This is a genomic window from Streptomyces crystallinus, from assembly GCF_039521265.1.
GTDB classification, from domain to species: Bacteria; Actinomycetota; Actinomycetes; order Streptomycetales; family Streptomycetaceae; genus Streptomyces; species Streptomyces crystallinus.
Window position 1 is genome coordinate 1 of sequence record NZ_BAAACA010000035.1, and the last position, 16,049, is coordinate 16,049.

14 protein-coding genes are annotated in these 16,049 nt (G+C 71.9%); 8 read left to right on the plus strand and 6 right to left on the minus strand.

Going from position 1 to position 16,049, the window contains the following annotated elements; all coding sequences use genetic code 11:
- Nucleotides 1–1,247, minus strand: a 1,247-nt coding sequence (locus tag ABD236_RS24210; protein ID WP_425543936.1) for a serine/threonine-protein kinase, incomplete at its 3' end; no start/stop codon positions are given.
- A gap of 146 nt (nucleotides 1,248–1,393) precedes the next feature.
- Here ABD236_RS24210 and ABD236_RS24215 point away from each other — a divergent pair.
- A complete protein-coding gene (locus ABD236_RS24215; protein ID WP_344076713.1) occupies nucleotides 1,394–2,173 on the plus strand; it encodes a hypothetical protein in 780 nt (259 codons plus the stop codon).
- 68 nt (nucleotides 2,174–2,241) lie between these two features.
- Here the strand turns inward: ABD236_RS24215 and ABD236_RS24220 are convergent, their stop codons facing one another.
- Nucleotides 2,242–2,835 carry a biotin transporter BioY gene (locus tag ABD236_RS24220; RefSeq protein ID WP_344076716.1) on the minus strand — a complete coding sequence of 198 codons (594 nt, stop codon included), beginning with the start codon at nucleotides 2,833–2,835 and terminating at the stop codon, nucleotides 2,242–2,244.
- Nucleotides 2,836–3,115: 280 nt separating this feature from the next.
- On the opposite strand from ABD236_RS24220, the gene ABD236_RS24225 reads away from it, so the two are divergent.
- From ABD236_RS24225 to ABD236_RS24240, 4 genes are all read left to right on the plus strand, one after another.
- Entirely contained in the window at nucleotides 3,116–4,561 is a 1,446-nt protein-coding gene (locus ABD236_RS24225; protein ID WP_344077093.1) for an amino acid permease, read from the plus strand.
- 182 nt (nucleotides 4,562–4,743) lie between these two features.
- Entirely contained in the window at nucleotides 4,744–6,147 is a 1,404-nt protein-coding gene (locus tag ABD236_RS24230) for an amino acid permease (RefSeq protein WP_344076718.1), read from the plus strand.
- 183 nt (nucleotides 6,148–6,330) lie between these two features.
- Nucleotides 6,331–6,972 carry a superoxide dismutase gene (locus ABD236_RS24235; protein WP_101388323.1) on the plus strand — a complete coding sequence of 214 codons (642 nt, stop codon included), beginning with the start codon at nucleotides 6,331–6,333 and terminating at the stop codon, nucleotides 6,970–6,972.
- Nucleotides 6,973–7,199: 227 nt separating this feature from the next.
- Nucleotides 7,200–7,736, plus strand: coding sequence for a DUF4240 domain-containing protein (locus ABD236_RS24240; RefSeq protein WP_344076721.1), 537 nt, complete (start codon nucleotides 7,200–7,202; stop codon nucleotides 7,734–7,736).
- A gap of 90 nt (nucleotides 7,737–7,826) precedes the next feature.
- On the opposite strand, the gene ABD236_RS24245 is transcribed toward ABD236_RS24240, so the two are convergent.
- Nucleotides 7,827–8,489 carry a DsbA family oxidoreductase gene (locus ABD236_RS24245; protein ID WP_344076723.1) on the minus strand — a complete coding sequence of 221 codons (663 nt, stop codon included), beginning with the start codon at nucleotides 8,487–8,489 and terminating at the stop codon, nucleotides 7,827–7,829.
- Between the two features lie 134 nt (nucleotides 8,490–8,623).
- Here ABD236_RS24245 and pepN point away from each other — a divergent pair, with 134 nt between their 5' ends.
- A complete protein-coding gene (pepN, locus tag ABD236_RS24250; protein WP_344076726.1) occupies nucleotides 8,624–11,203 on the plus strand; it encodes an aminopeptidase N in 2,580 nt (859 codons plus the stop codon).
- A 136-nt stretch (nucleotides 11,204–11,339) separates the two neighbouring features.
- A complete protein-coding gene (locus tag ABD236_RS24255; RefSeq protein WP_344076728.1) occupies nucleotides 11,340–12,422 on the plus strand; it encodes a hypothetical protein in 1,083 nt (360 codons plus the stop codon).
- A 19-nt stretch (nucleotides 12,423–12,441) separates the two neighbouring features.
- Here the strand turns inward: ABD236_RS24255 and ABD236_RS24260 are convergent, their stop codons facing one another.
- The 3 genes from ABD236_RS24260 to ABD236_RS24270 all read right to left on the minus strand — a co-directional run bounded on the left by ABD236_RS24260 (nucleotide 12,442) and on the right by ABD236_RS24270 (nucleotide 15,298).
- Nucleotides 12,442–13,632: a serine hydrolase domain-containing protein gene (locus ABD236_RS24260; RefSeq protein WP_344076730.1), complete on the minus strand. Its 1,191-nt coding sequence runs from the start codon at nucleotides 13,630–13,632 to the stop codon at nucleotides 12,442–12,444.
- A gap of 121 nt (nucleotides 13,633–13,753) precedes the next feature.
- Nucleotides 13,754–14,641 carry a pyridoxamine 5'-phosphate oxidase family protein gene (locus ABD236_RS24265; RefSeq protein ID WP_344076732.1) on the minus strand — a complete coding sequence of 296 codons (888 nt, stop codon included), beginning with the start codon at nucleotides 14,639–14,641 and terminating at the stop codon, nucleotides 13,754–13,756.
- Between the two features lie 201 nt (nucleotides 14,642–14,842).
- A complete protein-coding gene (locus ABD236_RS24270) occupies nucleotides 14,843–15,298 on the minus strand; it encodes a VOC family protein (RefSeq protein ID WP_344076734.1) in 456 nt (151 codons plus the stop codon).
- A 152-nt stretch (nucleotides 15,299–15,450) separates the two neighbouring features.
- On the opposite strand from ABD236_RS24270, the gene ABD236_RS24275 reads away from it, so the two are divergent.
- Nucleotides 15,451–15,993, plus strand: coding sequence for a CGNR zinc finger domain-containing protein (locus ABD236_RS24275; protein WP_344076736.1), 543 nt, complete (start codon nucleotides 15,451–15,453; stop codon nucleotides 15,991–15,993).
- Nucleotides 15,994–16,049 lie beyond the last annotated feature (56 nt).

The following is a 16,049-nucleotide window of genomic DNA, read 5'->3' on the forward strand; positions in this document are numbered from 1 at the left end:
CTCCGCCCCTGGACCCCGGGTGCGGAGGGGGTGGCTGGGCGCTGGGTGGCGGGTGGGGCCTCCGGGCCCGGAGGGGGCGCGGCCGGGTGGGCAGGGGCTCCGCCCCCCGCACCCATGACAGGGCTGCGCCCCTCGGCCCCGGGGGGCTCGGGGGTGGCTGGGCGCTGGGTGGCGGGCGGCTGGTCCTCGGGGCCCGGTTCCGGGACCGGCGCAGATGCGGGGGGTGAGCCCTCCGGGCTCCAGGCCGGGGCCGGCGCCGTTGCGGGCAAGGGGGCCCCGGGACCGTGGGGAGGCGCGGCCGGGGCGGTCGGGCCCCTCGTCTCGGTCTCCTCCAGGGGTACCGGGCGCTCCCGTACCGGCGGTGCCGACTCCGGTGCCGTCTGGTGGACCGCCACCGTGGGGGGATGCGGGGTGGCGGTCAGGACCGTGGGGGGAGCCGCTATCGGGAGCAGGAGCGTGGACAGGGCCTCCAGGTCCGGGCGTTCGTCCGGTTCCTTCACCAGGAGCGCCGCCAGCAGCGGGGCCAACGGGCCTGCTGTCCGGGGGAGTTCGGGCTCCTCGTACAGGACCGCGTGCAGTGTCGCCAGCGTCGTCTCCCGGGCGAAGGGGGACTGGCCTCCCACCGCCGCGCACAGGGTCGCGCCCAAGGACCAGAGGTCCGAGGACGGGCCCTGGGGGCGGCCCCCGACCCGTTCCGGCGCCATGTAGTCCGGTGAGCCGACCAGCATCCCCACCACCGTCAGCGCCGTCGCGTCCTGGATCGCCGCGATGCCGAAGTCCGTCAGGACCACCCGGCCCGTGCGGCCCAGCAGGACGTTGCCCGGCTTGATGTCCCGGTGCAGGACCCCCACCGCGTGCACCTCCCGCAGCGCCTCCACCAGGCCCAGACCGATCCGCGCCGCCTCGCGCGGCGGCACCGGGCCGTCCTCGATCAGGAGCTGTTCGAGGGAGCGCGCGTCCACCAGCTCCATCACGATCCAGAGGCGGTCGGACTCCTCCACCACGTCGTAGACGCGCACCACGTTGGGATGGTCGATCCGGGCCGTCGCCCGCGCCTCGCGCAGGGTGCGTTCGCGGCGGATACGGCTGTCCTCAGCGTCCAGGTCGCCCATCCGCATCTCTTTCACCGCGACCTGGCGGTCCAGGATCTCGTCGAACGCCCGCCACACCCGGCCCATTCCACCCTGGCCGATCGTGGCGTCGAGCCGGTAACGCCCCGCGACCAACAGCCCCCGAATTCCCGGCATTACCGCCCGCCCCCTCAGCACCTGGTGCGACCAGGACAGAAACACGAACTTGCCACCATCACAGCATAATTCCGCGAAATCTTGTGGGACCCTTCTCAGCACTGCTCTCAGTACGCCAGCCGCCAACTCGGCTGAGGGGGATGGAAATGCGTTCGAAGAAACACTGGGGATCTCTGGCCGCCGGACTTTTCGCCGGATTGCTTGTCCTGCCCTTGGGGGCAGCGGCCCATGCCGCCGATCCGACACCCGGTAGTGACCAGGGCGGATCGCCCGGGCCCAGCGCCCCGGCCGAGCTCAAGATCTCCACCGAGCTCCCCAAGGAAATCAAGGTCGCCAATTCCGACGGCAAGACCACTCTCACCGCGAAAATCCTCAACAAGGGCACCAAGGACACCGGGCAGATCACCCTCACCGTCCTCGGCCTCGACGGAATGCGGATCACCAGTGTGGACGGGTGCACCAGCGTGCCCGAGAACAAGCTGCCGAAAGGCACCAACACCGGATTCGCCTGTGTCATCGACGACTTGGCCGCCGGCGCCGACAAGTCGTACACCGTATCCGCCACTTACGACCTGAAGAAGGCCGGGAAGATCTGTCTGCCGGTCACCGAGGGGACCGGCGAGAAACTGCTGTGGCAGCAGGGGCCCGTCCCGTTCGGCACCACCAAGCCCACCCCCAACGCCCCCGACACCCCGCTCCTGCTCGGCACCGACAACGTGCCCGCCGCCCCACCCGGCGACAGCTCCGCCACCCCCTCGCCCGCCCCGGCCTCGCCGTCCCCGAGCTCCCCGTCCCAGCTCCCCAGGACCGGCGTCAACGACGGCGTACTGCCGCTGCTCGCCGCCGCCGGACTGCTCCTCTTCGTCGGCGCCACCGGCATCTGGTGGGCCAACTCCCGCCATCACCAGCGCAGGCGTACCCACTGACGGCCCGACCGCGTACGACGAAGGGGCCCGGCCGCGCCACACGCGCGTCCGGGCCCCTTCCGTACGGCTTACTTGCGGCCCACGAACTTCCACGCCGCCGGCAGCGCCCCCATCGCCAGCGCCGCCTTGAGCGCGTCGCCGAGCAGGAACGGCGTCAGGCCCAGCGCGACCGCGCGCGTCAGGGAGACGTCCGCCGAGGCGGCCAGGTACGGGACGCCGACCGCGTAGATGATCGCCGAGCCCAGGACCATCGTGCCCGCCGTGCGCAGCACCGAGCGGTCGCCGCCGCGGCGGGCCAGCGCGCCCACCACCGTGGAGGCGAGCAGCATGCCCAGGACGTAGCCGAAGGAGGCGCCGCCCGCGCCCGAGGTGCCGTTCGCGAACCAGGGCATCCCGGCCATGCCGATCAGCGCGTACAGACCGAGCGAGAGGAAGCCGCGGCGGGCGCCGAGCGAGGTGCCGACAAGGAGGGCCGCGAAGGTCTGGCCGGTGACCGGGACCGGGGAGCCGGGGACCGGGACCGCGATCTGGGCCGCGAGGCCGGTGAGGGCCGCGCCGCCGAGCACCAGGGCGGCGTCGCGGGTGCGGGCGCCGGGCAGCAGGTCCGCGAGGACCTTGCCGGTACGGGGTGCGGCAGGGGCAGTGACAGTGGTCGTGGCCATCGTGGGCTCCGCGGGATCGGGGACGGGCAGCGAGATACATGCAAGGGACACGGTGACGTTAGCCGAGGGATTCTCGCTGGATCACCATCAGCGGCCCACAAAGCGGCGGTTGGGGCCTTGGTGGAGATCGCACAAAGGCCGGAGTGCTTCCGTCCGACGGGGTGACCCTCGTCACTGCGACGATGAGGAGTACGGACGGTTTTGCGGATCGGGCGCGGGCTCGGGGAGACTGTAGGTTCCCCATAAACGATCAGTTACTGATCCGAGAGTGACGAGCGCCATGCACGACGGCAAGACCCTGGCCGGAGCCACCGCCGCCGACACCGCCTCGGTGGAGGCCGAGCCGCTGTCCCACGGGCTGAAGCAGCGGCATCTGACCATGCTGGGCCTGGGCGGGGTGATCGGCGCCGGTCTCTTCGTGGGCTCGGGCGCCGGGATCGCGGTGGCGGGGCCGGGGATCGTCGTCTCGTATCTGATCGCGGGCGCGATCGCGATGCTGGTGATGCGGATGCTCGGCGAGATGTCGTCGGCGATGCCCGCCTCGGGGTCGTTCTCCGTGCACGCCGAGCGGGCGCTCGGGCGCTGGGCCGGGTTCAGCGTGGGCTGGCTGTACTGGTTCCTGCTCGTGGTGGTGCTCGCCGTGGAGGCGACCGGCGCCGCGCAGATCGCCCACGGGTGGGTGCCGGGGATGCCCCAGTGGGCCTGGGTGCTCGTCTTCATGGTGGTGTTCACCGTCGCTAACCTGGCCGCCGTGAAGAACTTCGGCGAGTTCGAGTTCTGGTTCGCCACCTTGAAGGTCGGCGCGATCGTGCTGTTTCTCGTTCTCGGGCTGCTGGCCGTCTTCGGGGTGCTGCCTGACACCGAGCCCGTCGGGTTCGCCAACCTGACCGGGCAGGGCGGCTTCCTGCCCAACGGATGGGACGGCGTGGTCTCCGGCGTCCTCGCGGTGATCTTCGCCTTCGGCGGTCTGGAGGTCGTCACCATCGCGGCCGCCGAGTCGGACGACCCGGTACGCGCGGTCGGGCGCGCGGTGCGCAGCGCGGTGTGGCGCATCCTCTTCTTCTATGTCGGCTCGATGCTGGTGATCGTGACCCTGCTGCCGTGGAGCTCGATGGAGCCGGGGCACAGCCCGTACGTCGCCGTGCTCGACTCGATCGGTGTCTCCGGCGCCGGGCAGATCATGAACGTCGTGGTCTTCGTGGCGCTGCTCTCCGCGCTCAACGCCAATCTGTACGGCTCGTCCCGGATGGTCTTCTCGCTGGCCGAGCGCGGCGAGGCGCCGAAGGGACTGCTGAAGGTCTCGGGCGGCGGGGTGCCCCGGCGCGCGGTGCTGGCGTCGGTGGCCTTCGGGTTCGTCTCGGTGCTGCTCAATCTGAAGTGGCCCGACTCGGTCTTCCTCTACATGCTCAACGCGGTCGGCGCGGTGCTGCTGTTCGTCTGGGGTCTGATCGCCGTCTCCCAGCTGCGGCTGCGGCGCCGGATCGAGCGGGAGGCGCCGGAGCGGCTCACGCTGCGGATGTGGTGCTTCCCCTGGCTCACCTGGGCGGCGCTCGCGGCGATGGCGGCCGTGCTGGTGCTGATGCTCTTCGACGACGGGGCCCGGCCGCAGCTGCTGTGGTCGGCGGGCGCGACGGGCGTGGTGCTGGTGGTCGCCCTCGTACGGGAGTGGCGGGCCAGGACGGCAGAAACGGTTGAGCGGTTCACCGACCGACCGTCAGGTCGGTAGTTACGGGCGGGTTTGGCGGGACCCACGAGGGTGGAAGTGTGCATTCCGTGTGTGACCTGTGCGCAGAGCTTCACGCTGTGTGAGTCGAGTGTCCGGATAGCGGTCTGGTGTTCCCTCTGAGCGGAGCCACCCCCAGACTGTGGCTCCCGCCCCCCGTCTCAGCTACTGAACAGGGCCTGCCCATGTCACGGACAAACGCGCCCGCGACGACCGACGCCCCGCCGAAGGTCGACTCCCCACTCACCCACGGTCTCAAGCAGCGCCACCTCTCGATGATCGCCCTCGGCGGCGTCATCGGCGCCGGGCTGTTCGTCGGCTCCGGCGCCGGAATCGCCGCCGCCGGGCCCTCGATCGTCCTCGCCTACGGCATCTCCGGCGCGCTCGTCATGCTCGTGATGCGCATGCTGGGCGAGATGTCGGCGGCCAACCCCGCGTCCGGCTCCTTCTCCGTGCACGCCGAGCGGGCCATCGGGCCCTGGGCCGGCTTCACCGCCGGCTGGTCGTTCTGGGTGCTGCTCTGTGTGGCGGTCGGCCTGGAGGGCATCGGCGCCGCGAAGATCGTCACCGGCTGGCTCCCCGGGACACCCGAGTGGGCCTGGGTCGCGCTCTTCATGCTGGTGTTCACCGCCACCAACCTGGCGGCCGTCAAGAACTTCGGCGAGTTCGAGTTCTGGTTCGCCGCGCTCAAGGTCGCCGCGATCACCCTCTTCCTGGTGCTCGGTCTGCTCGCCATCTTCGGCGTGCTGCCCGACACCTCCGCCCCCGGCACCTCCAACCTCACCGGCGAGGGAGGATTCCTGCCCAACGGCTCCGAGGGCCTGGTGCTCGGACTGCTGGCCTCCGTCTTCGCGTACGGCGGTCTGGAGACGGTCACCATCGCGGCGGCCGAGTCCGAGAAGCCGGTGCAGGGCGTCGCCCGCGCGGTCCGCACCGCGATGTGGCGCATCGCGGTCTTCTACATCGGCTCGATGGCGGTCATCGTCACGCTGGTGCCCTGGAACGACAAGACCGTGGTGGAGAAGGGCCCGTACGTGGCCGCCCTCGACCACATGGGCATCGCCCACGCCGGCCAGATCATGGAAGTGATCGTCCTGGTCGCCCTGCTCTCCGCGATGAACGCCAACATCTACGGCGCCTCCCGCATGGCGTACTCGCTGGTCGACCGGGACCAGGGCCCCAAGGCGCTCGGCCGGATCTCCGGCGGGGTGCCGCGCGTCGCGGTGCTGTGCTCCTCGGTCTTCGGCTTCGGGTGCGTGCTGCTGAGCTACTGGCGCCCCGACGACGTCTTCCCCTGGCTGCTGAACATGATCGGCGCGGTGATCCTGGTCGTCTGGATCTTCATCGCGGTCTCCCAGCTGCTGCTGCGCCGGCGCACCGAGCGCGAGGCGCCGCAGACGCTGGTGGTGAAGATGTGGCTGTACCCGGGGCTCACCTGGGTGGCGCTCGCCGCGATGGCCGCGATCTTCGTCCTGATGGCGCGCCAGTCCGACACCCGTGACCAGCTGCTGGCGACGGGCGTGATGACGGTGGTCCTGGCGGTGCTCGGATACGCCCGGCAGCGGATGAAGGCCCGTCAGGCGGCCTGACCCCGCGCGCCCCCTCTCGTCGGGAGCGGCGCCCCCCTTTCACGAAAAGCCCTGCGTCCGGAGGTCCTAGACCTCCGGACGCAGGGCTTTTTGCTGAGGTCACCCTTAGCTGCGACCGCGCATACCTGCTGGTAGCGTGCACTTGCACATCAGTTGCAACAAGCAGTCGGAGGGGCTTCGGACATGGCCATTTACACGCTTCCTGAACTTCCGTACGACTACGCCGCGCTCGAACCCGTCATCAGCCCGGAGATCATCGAGCTGCACCACGACAAGCACCACGCGGCGTATGTGAAGGGCGCGAACGACACCCTGGAGCAGCTCGCGGAGGCCCGCGACAAGGACGCCTGGGGCTCGATCAACGGCCTGGAGAAGAACCTCGCGTTCCACCTCTCCGGCCACATCCTGCACTCGATCTACTGGCACAACATGACCGGCGACGGCGGCGGCGAGCCGCTGGAGGCGGACGGCGTGGGCGAGCTGGCGGACGCGATCGCCGAGTCGTTCGGCTCCTTCGCCAAGTTCAAGGCCCAGCTGACCAAGGCGTCGGCGACGACGCAGGGTTCGGGCTGGGGCGTCCTCGCGTACGAGCCGGTCAGCGGCCGTCTCGTCGTCGAGCAGATCTACGACCACCAGGGCAACGTCGGCCAGGGCTCCACCCCGATCCTGGTCTTCGACGCCTGGGAGCACGCCTTCTACCTCCAGTACAAGAACCAGAAGGTGGACTTCATCGAGGCGATGTGGCGCGTCGTCAACTGGCAGGACGTGGCGAAGCGTTACGCCGCCGCCAAGGCCGCCGGGAACAACCTGCTGCTGGTGCCGTAGGGCCGTACCCGGCCCTGCCCCCTGATCGTCCTGCTCGTGATCGTCTTCTCAACCTTCACTTGCGGACGGACATACGGACGGCCCCCGCGAGGACGTGACTCGCGGGGGCCGTTCGCGTGCGCGGCGTCCTCTTTCGGCCGTTCACCTCCGTGCGCCGGTGTGGTGCGCCGGTCCTTCACCCTTTCGCGCCGGGCCCGTTGTCAGTGGCGGGTGCCATGCTCGGAGCCATGGACACACAGGAGTTCTGGACGCTCATCGACGACGCCCGCGCGCAGGTGGCACACGCGGCGGACGCCGAGGCGGTCGCGGCGCGGGCCGCGGCCCTGCTCTCGGTCCGGCCGGTCGACGAGATAGTGGCATTCCAGCAGGTCTTCTGGGACCTGATGGCCGCCTCCTACCGCCAGCCGCTCTGGGCCGCGGCGTACACGATCAACGGCGGGTGCTCGGACGACGGATTCGACTACTTCAGGGGCTGGCTGATCGCCCAGGGGCGCGAGGTGTTCGACGGGGCGGTGGCCGACCCGGACGGCCTCGCGGGCGTGGCCGCCGTGCGGGACGCGGCGGTGGAGGGCTGGGAGATGGAGTGCGAGGAGGCGCTCGGCATCGCCTGGGACGCGCATCTGGCCGCCACCGGCAAGGAACTGCCCGGCGACAGCTACACCGTCCGCTACCCGGAGCTGGACCCGGGCTGGGACTTCGACTTCGACGACACGGGGGAGATGGCGAGGCGGCTGCCACGGCTGGCGGCGCTGTACGGGGAGTAGAGCGGCCGTACGGGGAGCAGAGCGGCGGAATGTGCTCGGCCCCCGCGAGCCGAGTGGGGCTCGCGGGGGCCGGGGCGCCTGAAGGCCTGATCAGTCGAAGATCGGGCCCTGGGTGCGGGTGCGCTTGATCTCGTAGAAGCCGGGTGTGGAGGCAACCAGGAGGGTGCCGTCCCACAGGCGGGCGGCGGCCTCGCCCTTGGGGACCGGGGTGACGACCGGGCCGAAGAACGCTATCTGCTCGCCGTCCGCGCCGGGCACCGCGATGACCGGGGTGCCGACGTCCTGGCCGACCTTGTCTATGCCCTCCTTGTGGGAGGCGCGCAGCTCCGCGTCGAACTCGTAGGCGCTGTTGTCGACGTCCGCGTAGTCGGCGAGCTCGGCGGGCAGGCCCGCCTCCTCCAGGGCGGCGACGATGACCTCGCGGCCGGAGCCGAGGTCCTGGTTGTGGAAGCGGGTGCCCAGCGCGGTGTACAGCTTGCCGAGCACCTCCTCGCCGTACTTCTGCTGCGCGGCCATGACGACCTGCACCGGGCCCCAGGCCCGGGTCGTCAGGAACTCGCGGTAGGAGTCGGGCAGCTCGTCGAGCTTGTCCTCGTTGAGGACGCCCAGGCTCATCACATGCCAGCGGACCTCGACGTCACGGACCTTCTCGACCTCCAGCATCCAGCGGGAGGTCATCCAGGCCCAGGGACAGAGCGGGTCGAACCAGAAGTCGACGGGGGTCTTCCCGGTCTGGGACGCGGTCGGGGACATGTCTCTCCTCATCGGGAACGCTGGGCGAATCAAGCACCAGAACGCCTGTGGCCACCCGCCGCATTCCCGCGTGTCCGGGGCCGGGCGGGCATGGCAGGATCAACGGTGTTCGAACGAGACACGAAGGAGTGCCCGTGCCCGGTGAGAATCTGTCCCGCGACGAGGCCCGTGAGCGGGCCGAGCTGCTGTCCGTCGACGGGTACGAGGTCGCCCTCGACCTGCGGTCCGCGGTCGGGGACGCCCCGGACGGGCCGCGGACCTTCCGTTCGGTGACCACGATCCGGTTCCGCTGCGCCCGGCCGGGCGCCGCCTCCTTCGCGGACCTGGTCGCCCCGTCGGTGAACGCGGTCACGCTGAACGGCAAGCCGCTGGAGGTGGCCGCGGTCTTCGACGGCACCCGGGTGGCGCTGGCGGACCTGGCCGCGGAGAACGTGCTGGTGGTCGACGCGAACTGCGCCTACAGCCGCACCGGCGAGGGCATGCACCGCTTCGTCGACCCGGAGGACGGCGAGGTCTACCTCTACACCCAGTACGAGCCGGCCGACTCCCGGCGGGTGTTCGCCAACTTCGAGCAGCCCGACCTCAAGGCCCGCTACCGCTTCGAGGCGACGGCGCCCGAGGGCTGGACGGTGTGGTCCAACGGCGAGGGCACCCGGGGCGAGGACGGCGTCTGGCGGTTCGCCGAGACCGAGCCGATCTCCACGTACATCACCTGTGTGGTGGCGGGGCCGTACCACTACGTGACGGACACCTACACCCGCACCCTCGACGACGGCAGCACCCTGGAGATCCCGCTCGGCGCGATGTGCCGCAAGGGCCTGGCCCGCCACTTCGACGCGGACGACGTGTTCCTCGTCACCAAGCAGGGCTTCGACTTCTTCCACGACCAGTTCGACTACCCGTACCCGTTCGGCAAGTACGACCAGGCCTTCGTGCCGGAGTACAACCTCGGGGCGATGGAGAACCCGGGTCTGGTGACCTTCCGCGAGGAGTTCATCTTCCGCGGCAAGGTGACGCGGGCGGCCTACGAGCGGCGCGCCAACGTCATCCTGCACGAGATGGCGCACATGTGGTTCGGCGACCTGGTGACCATGCGGTGGTGGGACGACCTGTGGCTGAAGGAGTCGTTCGCCGACTTCATGGGCAGCTTCTCGCAGGTCGAGGCGACCCGGTTCGACAACGGCTGGATCACCTTCGCCAACGGCCGCAAGTCCTGGGCGTACCGCGCCGACCAGCTGCCCTCCACCCACCCGATCACGGCCGACATCCGTGACCTGGAGGACGCCAAGCTCAACTTCGACGGCATCACCTACGCCAAGGGCGCCTCGGTCCTCAAGCAGCTGGTGGCGTACGTGGGGCGGGAGGCGTTCCTGGAGGGCGCCCGGCGCTACTTCAAGCGCCACGCCTACGGCAACACCCGCCTCGGCGACCTGCTGTCGGTCCTGGAGGAGGTCTCCGGCCGGGACATGGCGTCCTGGTCGCGCTCCTGGCTCCAGACGGCCGGTGTCAACTCGCTGACCCCGCAGGTCACCTATGACGCGGGCGACCGCATCACCGAGCTCGCCGTGGTCCAGGAGGCGGCCGGGACGCATCCCACGCTGCGCCCGCACCGGGTCGCGGTCGGCCTCTACCGCTCCGAGGCGGGCGCGCTCGTGCGGTACGCGCGCGCCGAGGTCGACGTGGACGGCCCGCGCACGGTGGTGGCGGAGCTGGCCGGGGCCGAGCGGCCCGAGCTGGTCCTCGTCAACGACGACGACCTCACGTACTGCAAGATCCGCTTCGACGAGGGCTCGCTCGCCACCCTGCGCGCGCACCTGGGCGACATCACGGACCCGCTGGCGCGCGCCCTGTGCTGGTCGGCGCTGTGGAACCTGACGCGGGACGCGCTGATGCCCGCCCGGGACTTCGTCGACCTGGTGCTCGCGCACTCCGGGCGGGAGACGGACATCGGCGTGCTCCAGATGCTGCACGCCTGGACCCGCACCGCGCAGACGCACTACGCGACGCCCGAGTGGCGCGAGGCGGGCGGGCGGCTGCTGGCCGAGGGCGCGCTGCGCGAGCTGCGGATCGCGGCGCCGGGCAGCGAGCACCAGCTGGCCTGGGCCCGCTTCTTCGCCGCCACCGCGACCACCGACGCGGACTTCCAGCTCCTCGAAGGGCTGCTCGCCGGCACCGCGAAGATCGACGGCCTGGAGGTCGACCAGGAGCTGCGCTGGGTCTTCCTGGAGCCGCTGGCCGCGCACGCGCGGGCCGACGAGTCGGTGATCGCCGCCGAGCTCGCCCGCGACGACACGGCCTCCGGCAAGCGCCACCAGGTGCGCTGTCTGGCGGCCCGCCCGTCGGCGGCGGTCAAGGCGCAGGCCTGGGCGCAGGTCGTCGAGTCGGACTCGCTGTCGAACGCGCTGGTGGAGGCCACCATCACCGGCTTCGCCCAGCCCTCGCAGCGCGAGCTGATCGCGCCGTACGCGCCGAAGTACTTCGAGGTGATCGAGCGGCTGTGGGCCGAGCGGTCCATCCAGATCGGCATGGACGTGGTGCGCGGCCTCTTCCCGAGCCTGCGGGACAACCAGTCGACGCTCGATTCCACGGACGAATGGCTGGCCGCCCACCAGGACGCGGCCCCGGCGCTGCGCCGGCTGGTCCTGGAGGCCCGTGACGACCTGGCCCGCACCCTGCGCGGCCAGGCCTGCGACGCGGCCGCGGCCGCCCGCTGACGCCGGAGGGGGGCCCGGCGACGAGCCCCCCTGATCGGCACTCGAACGCCCGTACTTTAGGACGGGGTTGTCCGGAATTGTCGACGGGCTTGTAACAGCGGTTAAGGGCCGCTCCGGGCGCGGAACACCCCCCGGCATGAACCACAACACCCCGACCTTCGGCGGCGAGACCCCTTCCCCGCTCTCCCCGCGCCCCCTCAGCCACCTCACCGACGTGCACCGGCGCGTCTACTCGGCGGCCCAGCTGCGCGCCCACGGCGTCCCGGCCGCCACCGCCGCCGCCCAGTGCCGCCCCGGCGGCCCCTGGCAGCAGCTGCTGCCCGGTGTGTACGTGCTGCACCCGGGGCCGCCCACCAGCGAGGAGCGGCTGCACGCCGCCCTGCTGTACGCGGGGCGCCCGGCCCCCGAGCGCGCCAAGGCCGTCCCGGCCCAGGGCGAGGCGCACGCGGCGCCCGTCGAGGCGGTCGTCACCGGGCTCGCCGCGCTCGCCCTGCACCGCTTCTCCTCCGCTCCCCCGCTGATCTCGCTCGACCGGATCGACATGCTGGTGCCGCGCACCCGGCGGCTGCGCTCGACCGGCTTCGTACGGCTGGTGCGGGCGCAGGTGATGCCGGTGCCCGAGCCGGTGGCCGGCGTGCCGGTGGCGCCGGTGCCCAGGGCCGTGGCGGACGCGGTGGCCCAGCTCACCGACGCGCACGCGGTGCGCCGGCTGCTCACCGAGGCCGTGCGCGGCGGACACTGCGAACCGGCCGCGCTGGTACGGGAGCTGACGCAGGCCCGGCTGCTGACGCGGGCGCATGTGGTGGACGCGGTGGACTCGCTGCTCGCCGAGGGCCGGGCCATCGCGGAGAACCGCCTCTACGAGATGGTGCGCGTCCACGAGCTGCCCGACCCGCTGTGGAACGTGGACCTGCGGCTGCCGGGCGGGCCGCACATCGGGGGCGTGGACGCGTACTGGCCGGACCAGGCGGTGGCGGTGGAGCTGGACACCCGGGCGCCGCGCCAGGGCCGCCGGCGGCGGGACGAGGAGGAGGACGAGCAGTGGTGCGAGTACACCCACAAGCGGGAGACGCTGGAGCGGCTCGGGATCACCGTCGTCCACCTCACGCCCAGGAAGTTGCGTGAGGCGATGGAGCAGCAGGCGACCGTGGTGCGCACCGCCCTGATGGCCTCGGCGGACCGGGAGCCCGCCTCGTACGTGGTGGTGCTCCCCCGGTGAACGGGGGAGCACCATCGGGTCACTTGGCGGGCTTGTCCGCGGGCGCGGTGCCGCAGAACTCGGCGAGGACGACCGCCGCCGAGTCGCCCGACCAGTCGCCGTTGAAGTTGAACGCCAGCGAGTGGCGCCCGTCCTTCGTCGTGAGCGCCTCGGTGGAGGAGCCGTGGATCCCGCCGCCATGGCCCCAGACCTCGGTGCCGCAGGGCAGCTTGTTCACGATCAGCCCCAGACCGTAGCGGTCGCCGGGGGCGGCGGGGTCCATCACGACGGTGGTGGTCATCTCCGTCATCTGGCGCGGCGGCAGCAGCTTGCCGGTCAGCAGGGACCGGTAGAAGCGGTTCAGGTCGGCCGAGTTCGACACCATCTCTCCGGCCGAGCCCGCCAGCGACGGATTGAGCGCGGTGACGTCGTACGTCCTGCCGGTCGTCTCCTCGGACAGCTTGGAGTAGGCCCGGCCGCTGGGCTGAGGCATCCGGGCGTCGGTGCCGGGCAGCGAGGTGGCGCCCAGGTGCAGCGGGCGCAGGATCCGGCGCTCGATCTCGGCGGCGTAGGAGTGGCCGGTGGCCTTCTCGACCACCATGCCGGCCAGGACGAAGTTGGTGTTGGAGTAGTGCCAGGAGGCGCCCGGCTCGAAGTCCGGGGCGTGCCGCATCGCGATGCCGACCAACTGCCGTGGTGTGTAGGTGTCGTAGCGGTGCTTGAGGAAGTCCGGGCCGAAGACCCGCTGCCCAAAGGCCTCGTCCTCCGTGTAGTTGGAGATACCGCTGGTGTGGTTGAGGAGTTGGCGCAAAGTGATCTTCGTGCCGTCGTGGCCGTTGCCCCGCACCACGCCCGGCAGCCAGTGGTCCACGGTGTCGTCCAGGCTCAGCCGGCCCTCGGCCTCGAGCTGGAGGACCACGGTGGCCACGAACGTCTTGGTGATCGACCCGATCCGGTAGCGGTCCTCGCTCCCCCGCTCGCGGCCGGTGCGCAGATCGGCGACGCCCGCGTCCCCGCGCCAGACCCGCCCCCCGTCCACGGCGGTCCCGACGACGCCGGGCACGCCGTCGCGCACGGCCGCGTCCATGGCCCGCTGGGTGGCGCCGTGGGACCGCGCGGGCGGTGCCTCCCGCGCGGAGGCCGGGGCCGCGCACACGGTGGCGGTGATCCCGGCGGCGAGGGCCACCCCGAGGGCGGCGGACCTGACTCTCCTGCTCGTACGTACCGGCATGCGCGCTCTCCCTGTCGCCCGCGGCACCTTCGGCGGCGCCGTCGGCGGACAGGACCGCGCCCCCGCCGCGAGAGTTGCCCGGCGGGGGCGGGGTTGAGCGGGTTTCGGCCGGATCGGCGGCTCAGCGGGGCGGGTTGGCGGGCGAGTAGTCGGGCGCGGACCACCGCAGCGGGCTCGCGCCCTCGGACCACACCGTGCGCTCCAGGGTGAACCGGAGCGTGCGCTCCCCCGCCGCGTACACGGTCCGGGCCGTGCCCGAGAGCTGGAGCGTGCCGCCGTGCGCCCAGTCCACGAGGAGCAGCCCGGCGCGCGGATCGGCCTCCAGGTTGCCGAGGGTGAGGAACATGGAGTTGCCGGGGTAGTCGCGCCACTCCAGCGTGGTGGGGGAGGTGACGCGGACGAAGCCGGGGTTGCCGCCCCGGTGGCTGGCGTCCACGCCGTCGGGCGCGGTCGTGGCGATGAAGAAGGTGTCGGCGGCGCGGACGAACTCCTCCTGGTCGGGGGCGAGTCGCTCGCCGCGCCGCACGGCACCGGTCCGGCCGGGCCCCTTCTCGTACGCCTCCAGCTCGCGGCGCTGGAGGTACTTGGGGCAGTTCGAGAAGACCTGCTCGGCCTCGACGGCCAGGCCGCGCGGGGTCGGGCGGGCCGCGCCGTTGAGCCGCATCCGGCGCCGGGTGCGCGGGTCGAGCGCGAGCGTGCCGACCCGGGTCCCGGTGGCGGTGAGCACCCCGGCGAGGGGGTCGGTGGCGGCCGGGCGGCCGGTCACCGAGATCTGGTGCGGCCCGGTGGCCCGGACGAAGCCGGGGCGCCCGGTGAGCAGCGAGGCCCACATCCGGCCGCCCTCGTCCGCCGCGCCGAGCACCAGCATCGGCTGGAGTTCCAGGAAGGCGGCGGCGACCGGCCGGATACCGGGCCCGATGGCTCGCCCGACGTGGTCGGCCACCTCCCGGACACCGACACGGTCCTGCACGGCCCGGGAGCCGGGGTGGTACGGGGTGGGCGCGGTCATCGGACTGTCCTCCGTTTCGAGTTCGTCTGCGGCTGGGTGGGGGGCTGGTCGCGCCCGCGCGGCGGAGCCGCAAATGTCACAGCCCCGCGCCCCTTGAAATGCCGCTCCGCGGCAATCCCCTGGGGCGCCCCGCAGGGGCGCATTCAGGGGCGCGGGGAACTGCGCGACCAGTCGGGGACGGCCCGCAGACGAAGGCCGGACCTAGAAGAAACCGCACGTGGGAGCCGCGGCGACCGGTACGGGGGCCGACTCCGCGCCCAGCGGTGCGGAGATCTCCAGGCGGATGCCGTCCGGGTCGTGGAAGAAGATGCCCCCGGAGGCCGCGCCCTCCCGGTGGGCGACGATCCCCTCGTACGCGAACTCCACGCCGTGCGCCCGCAGTTCGCTCTCGTACGCCCTCACCTCGTCGACCGTGTCGACGGCGAAGGCGAGGTGGTGCAGCCCGGCGCGGTCCGGGGCGAAGCCCTGCGCGGACTGCTGCCACAGGGTGAGCGAGAGCTGCCCCCCGCGGCCGAGGAGGGCGAAGCGGCGGCCGTCCTCCTTGCCCTCGGACAGGACCTCGAAGCCGAGGAGGTCGCGGTAGAAGGCGAGGGAGCGGTCGAGATCGGTCACATTGAGGCCGATGTGGCCGGTGCGGAACGTGCTGGTCGCCGTCATGGCGGTCCCCTTCCCGAGCGGGGCCAGTCCTTCTAACCCCTTACCTTGAGACTAGAGGTTAGGTGCAGAGGATGCAACCGGTCACGTAACCTTTAGTGGTTAGCACCGCGGCCGTACGCGGCCGTACGGCCCACGCACGGGAGGAGCCCGGGATGTCCGCGCCCGATCCGCGTCCGCTCACCGGGGAGCCCGTCTCCCTCGACCTGCTGAACACCCGCTGGATGCGCGACGGGGAGCGCCAGGACCTGCTGGCCTCGGCCGACGGGCTCGCCGTCTGGCTGGCCACCACCGGCCTGGAGGCGCGCTTCCCCGCCGAGGCGGCCGCGCTCGACCCGCTGCTGCGGACCCGGGAGGCGCTGCTGCGGGCGGTGGAGAGCCCCGGCGACCCGAGGGCCGTCGAGGACCTCGACGCGGTCCTGGAACACGGCCGCATTCGCGCCACCCTGTCCGCCGAAGGGCCGGGCGAGCGGGCGGAGTTCGCCGATCCGGCCTGGGGGCCCGCCTGGACGGCCGCGCGGGACTACCTCGACCTGCTGCGCACCGCGCCGGACCGGATCCGCTCCTGCGCCCATGACGCGTGCATCCTGCACTTCTTCGACACCTCGCGGAACGGCACCCGCCGCTGGTGCTCGATGGCCGGGTGCGGCAACCGTGCGAAGGCGTCCCGTCACTACGCCCGTACCCGCGAGGGCTGATTCGCCCCGCTTCACCCCGCCCTGCGCCCGATGACGTATGGCGGGATCCCGCCATG

Bases quoted from the DNA above. Each gene is read 5' to 3' on its own strand.
- ABD236_RS24215 (WP_344076713.1), top strand. From the start codon at position 1,394: ATGCGTTCGAAGAAACACTGGGGATCTCTGGCCGCCGGACTTTTCGCC.
- ABD236_RS24220 (WP_344076716.1), bottom strand. From the start codon at position 2,835: ATGGCCACGACCACTGTCACTGCCCCTGCCGCACCCCGTACCGGCAAG.
- ABD236_RS24225 (WP_344077093.1), top strand. From the start codon at position 3,116: ATGCACGACGGCAAGACCCTGGCCGGAGCCACCGCCGCCGACACCGCC.
- ABD236_RS24230 (WP_344076718.1), top strand. From the start codon at position 4,744: ATGTCACGGACAAACGCGCCCGCGACGACCGACGCCCCGCCGAAGGTC.
- ABD236_RS24235 (WP_101388323.1), top strand. From the start codon at position 6,331: ATGGCCATTTACACGCTTCCTGAACTTCCGTACGACTACGCCGCGCTC.
- ABD236_RS24240 (WP_344076721.1), top strand. From the start codon at position 7,200: ATGGACACACAGGAGTTCTGGACGCTCATCGACGACGCCCGCGCGCAG.
- ABD236_RS24245 (WP_344076723.1), bottom strand. From the start codon at position 8,489: ATGTCCCCGACCGCGTCCCAGACCGGGAAGACCCCCGTCGACTTCTGG.
- ABD236_RS24255 (WP_344076728.1), top strand. From the start codon at position 11,340: ATGAACCACAACACCCCGACCTTCGGCGGCGAGACCCCTTCCCCGCTC.
- ABD236_RS24260 (WP_344076730.1), bottom strand. From the start codon at position 13,632: ATGCCGGTACGTACGAGCAGGAGAGTCAGGTCCGCCGCCCTCGGGGTG.
- ABD236_RS24265 (WP_344076732.1), bottom strand. From the start codon at position 14,641: ATGACCGCGCCCACCCCGTACCACCCCGGCTCCCGGGCCGTGCAGGAC.
- ABD236_RS24270 (WP_344076734.1), bottom strand. From the start codon at position 15,298: ATGACGGCGACCAGCACGTTCCGCACCGGCCACATCGGCCTCAATGTG.
- ABD236_RS24275 (WP_344076736.1), top strand. From the start codon at position 15,451: ATGTCCGCGCCCGATCCGCGTCCGCTCACCGGGGAGCCCGTCTCCCTC.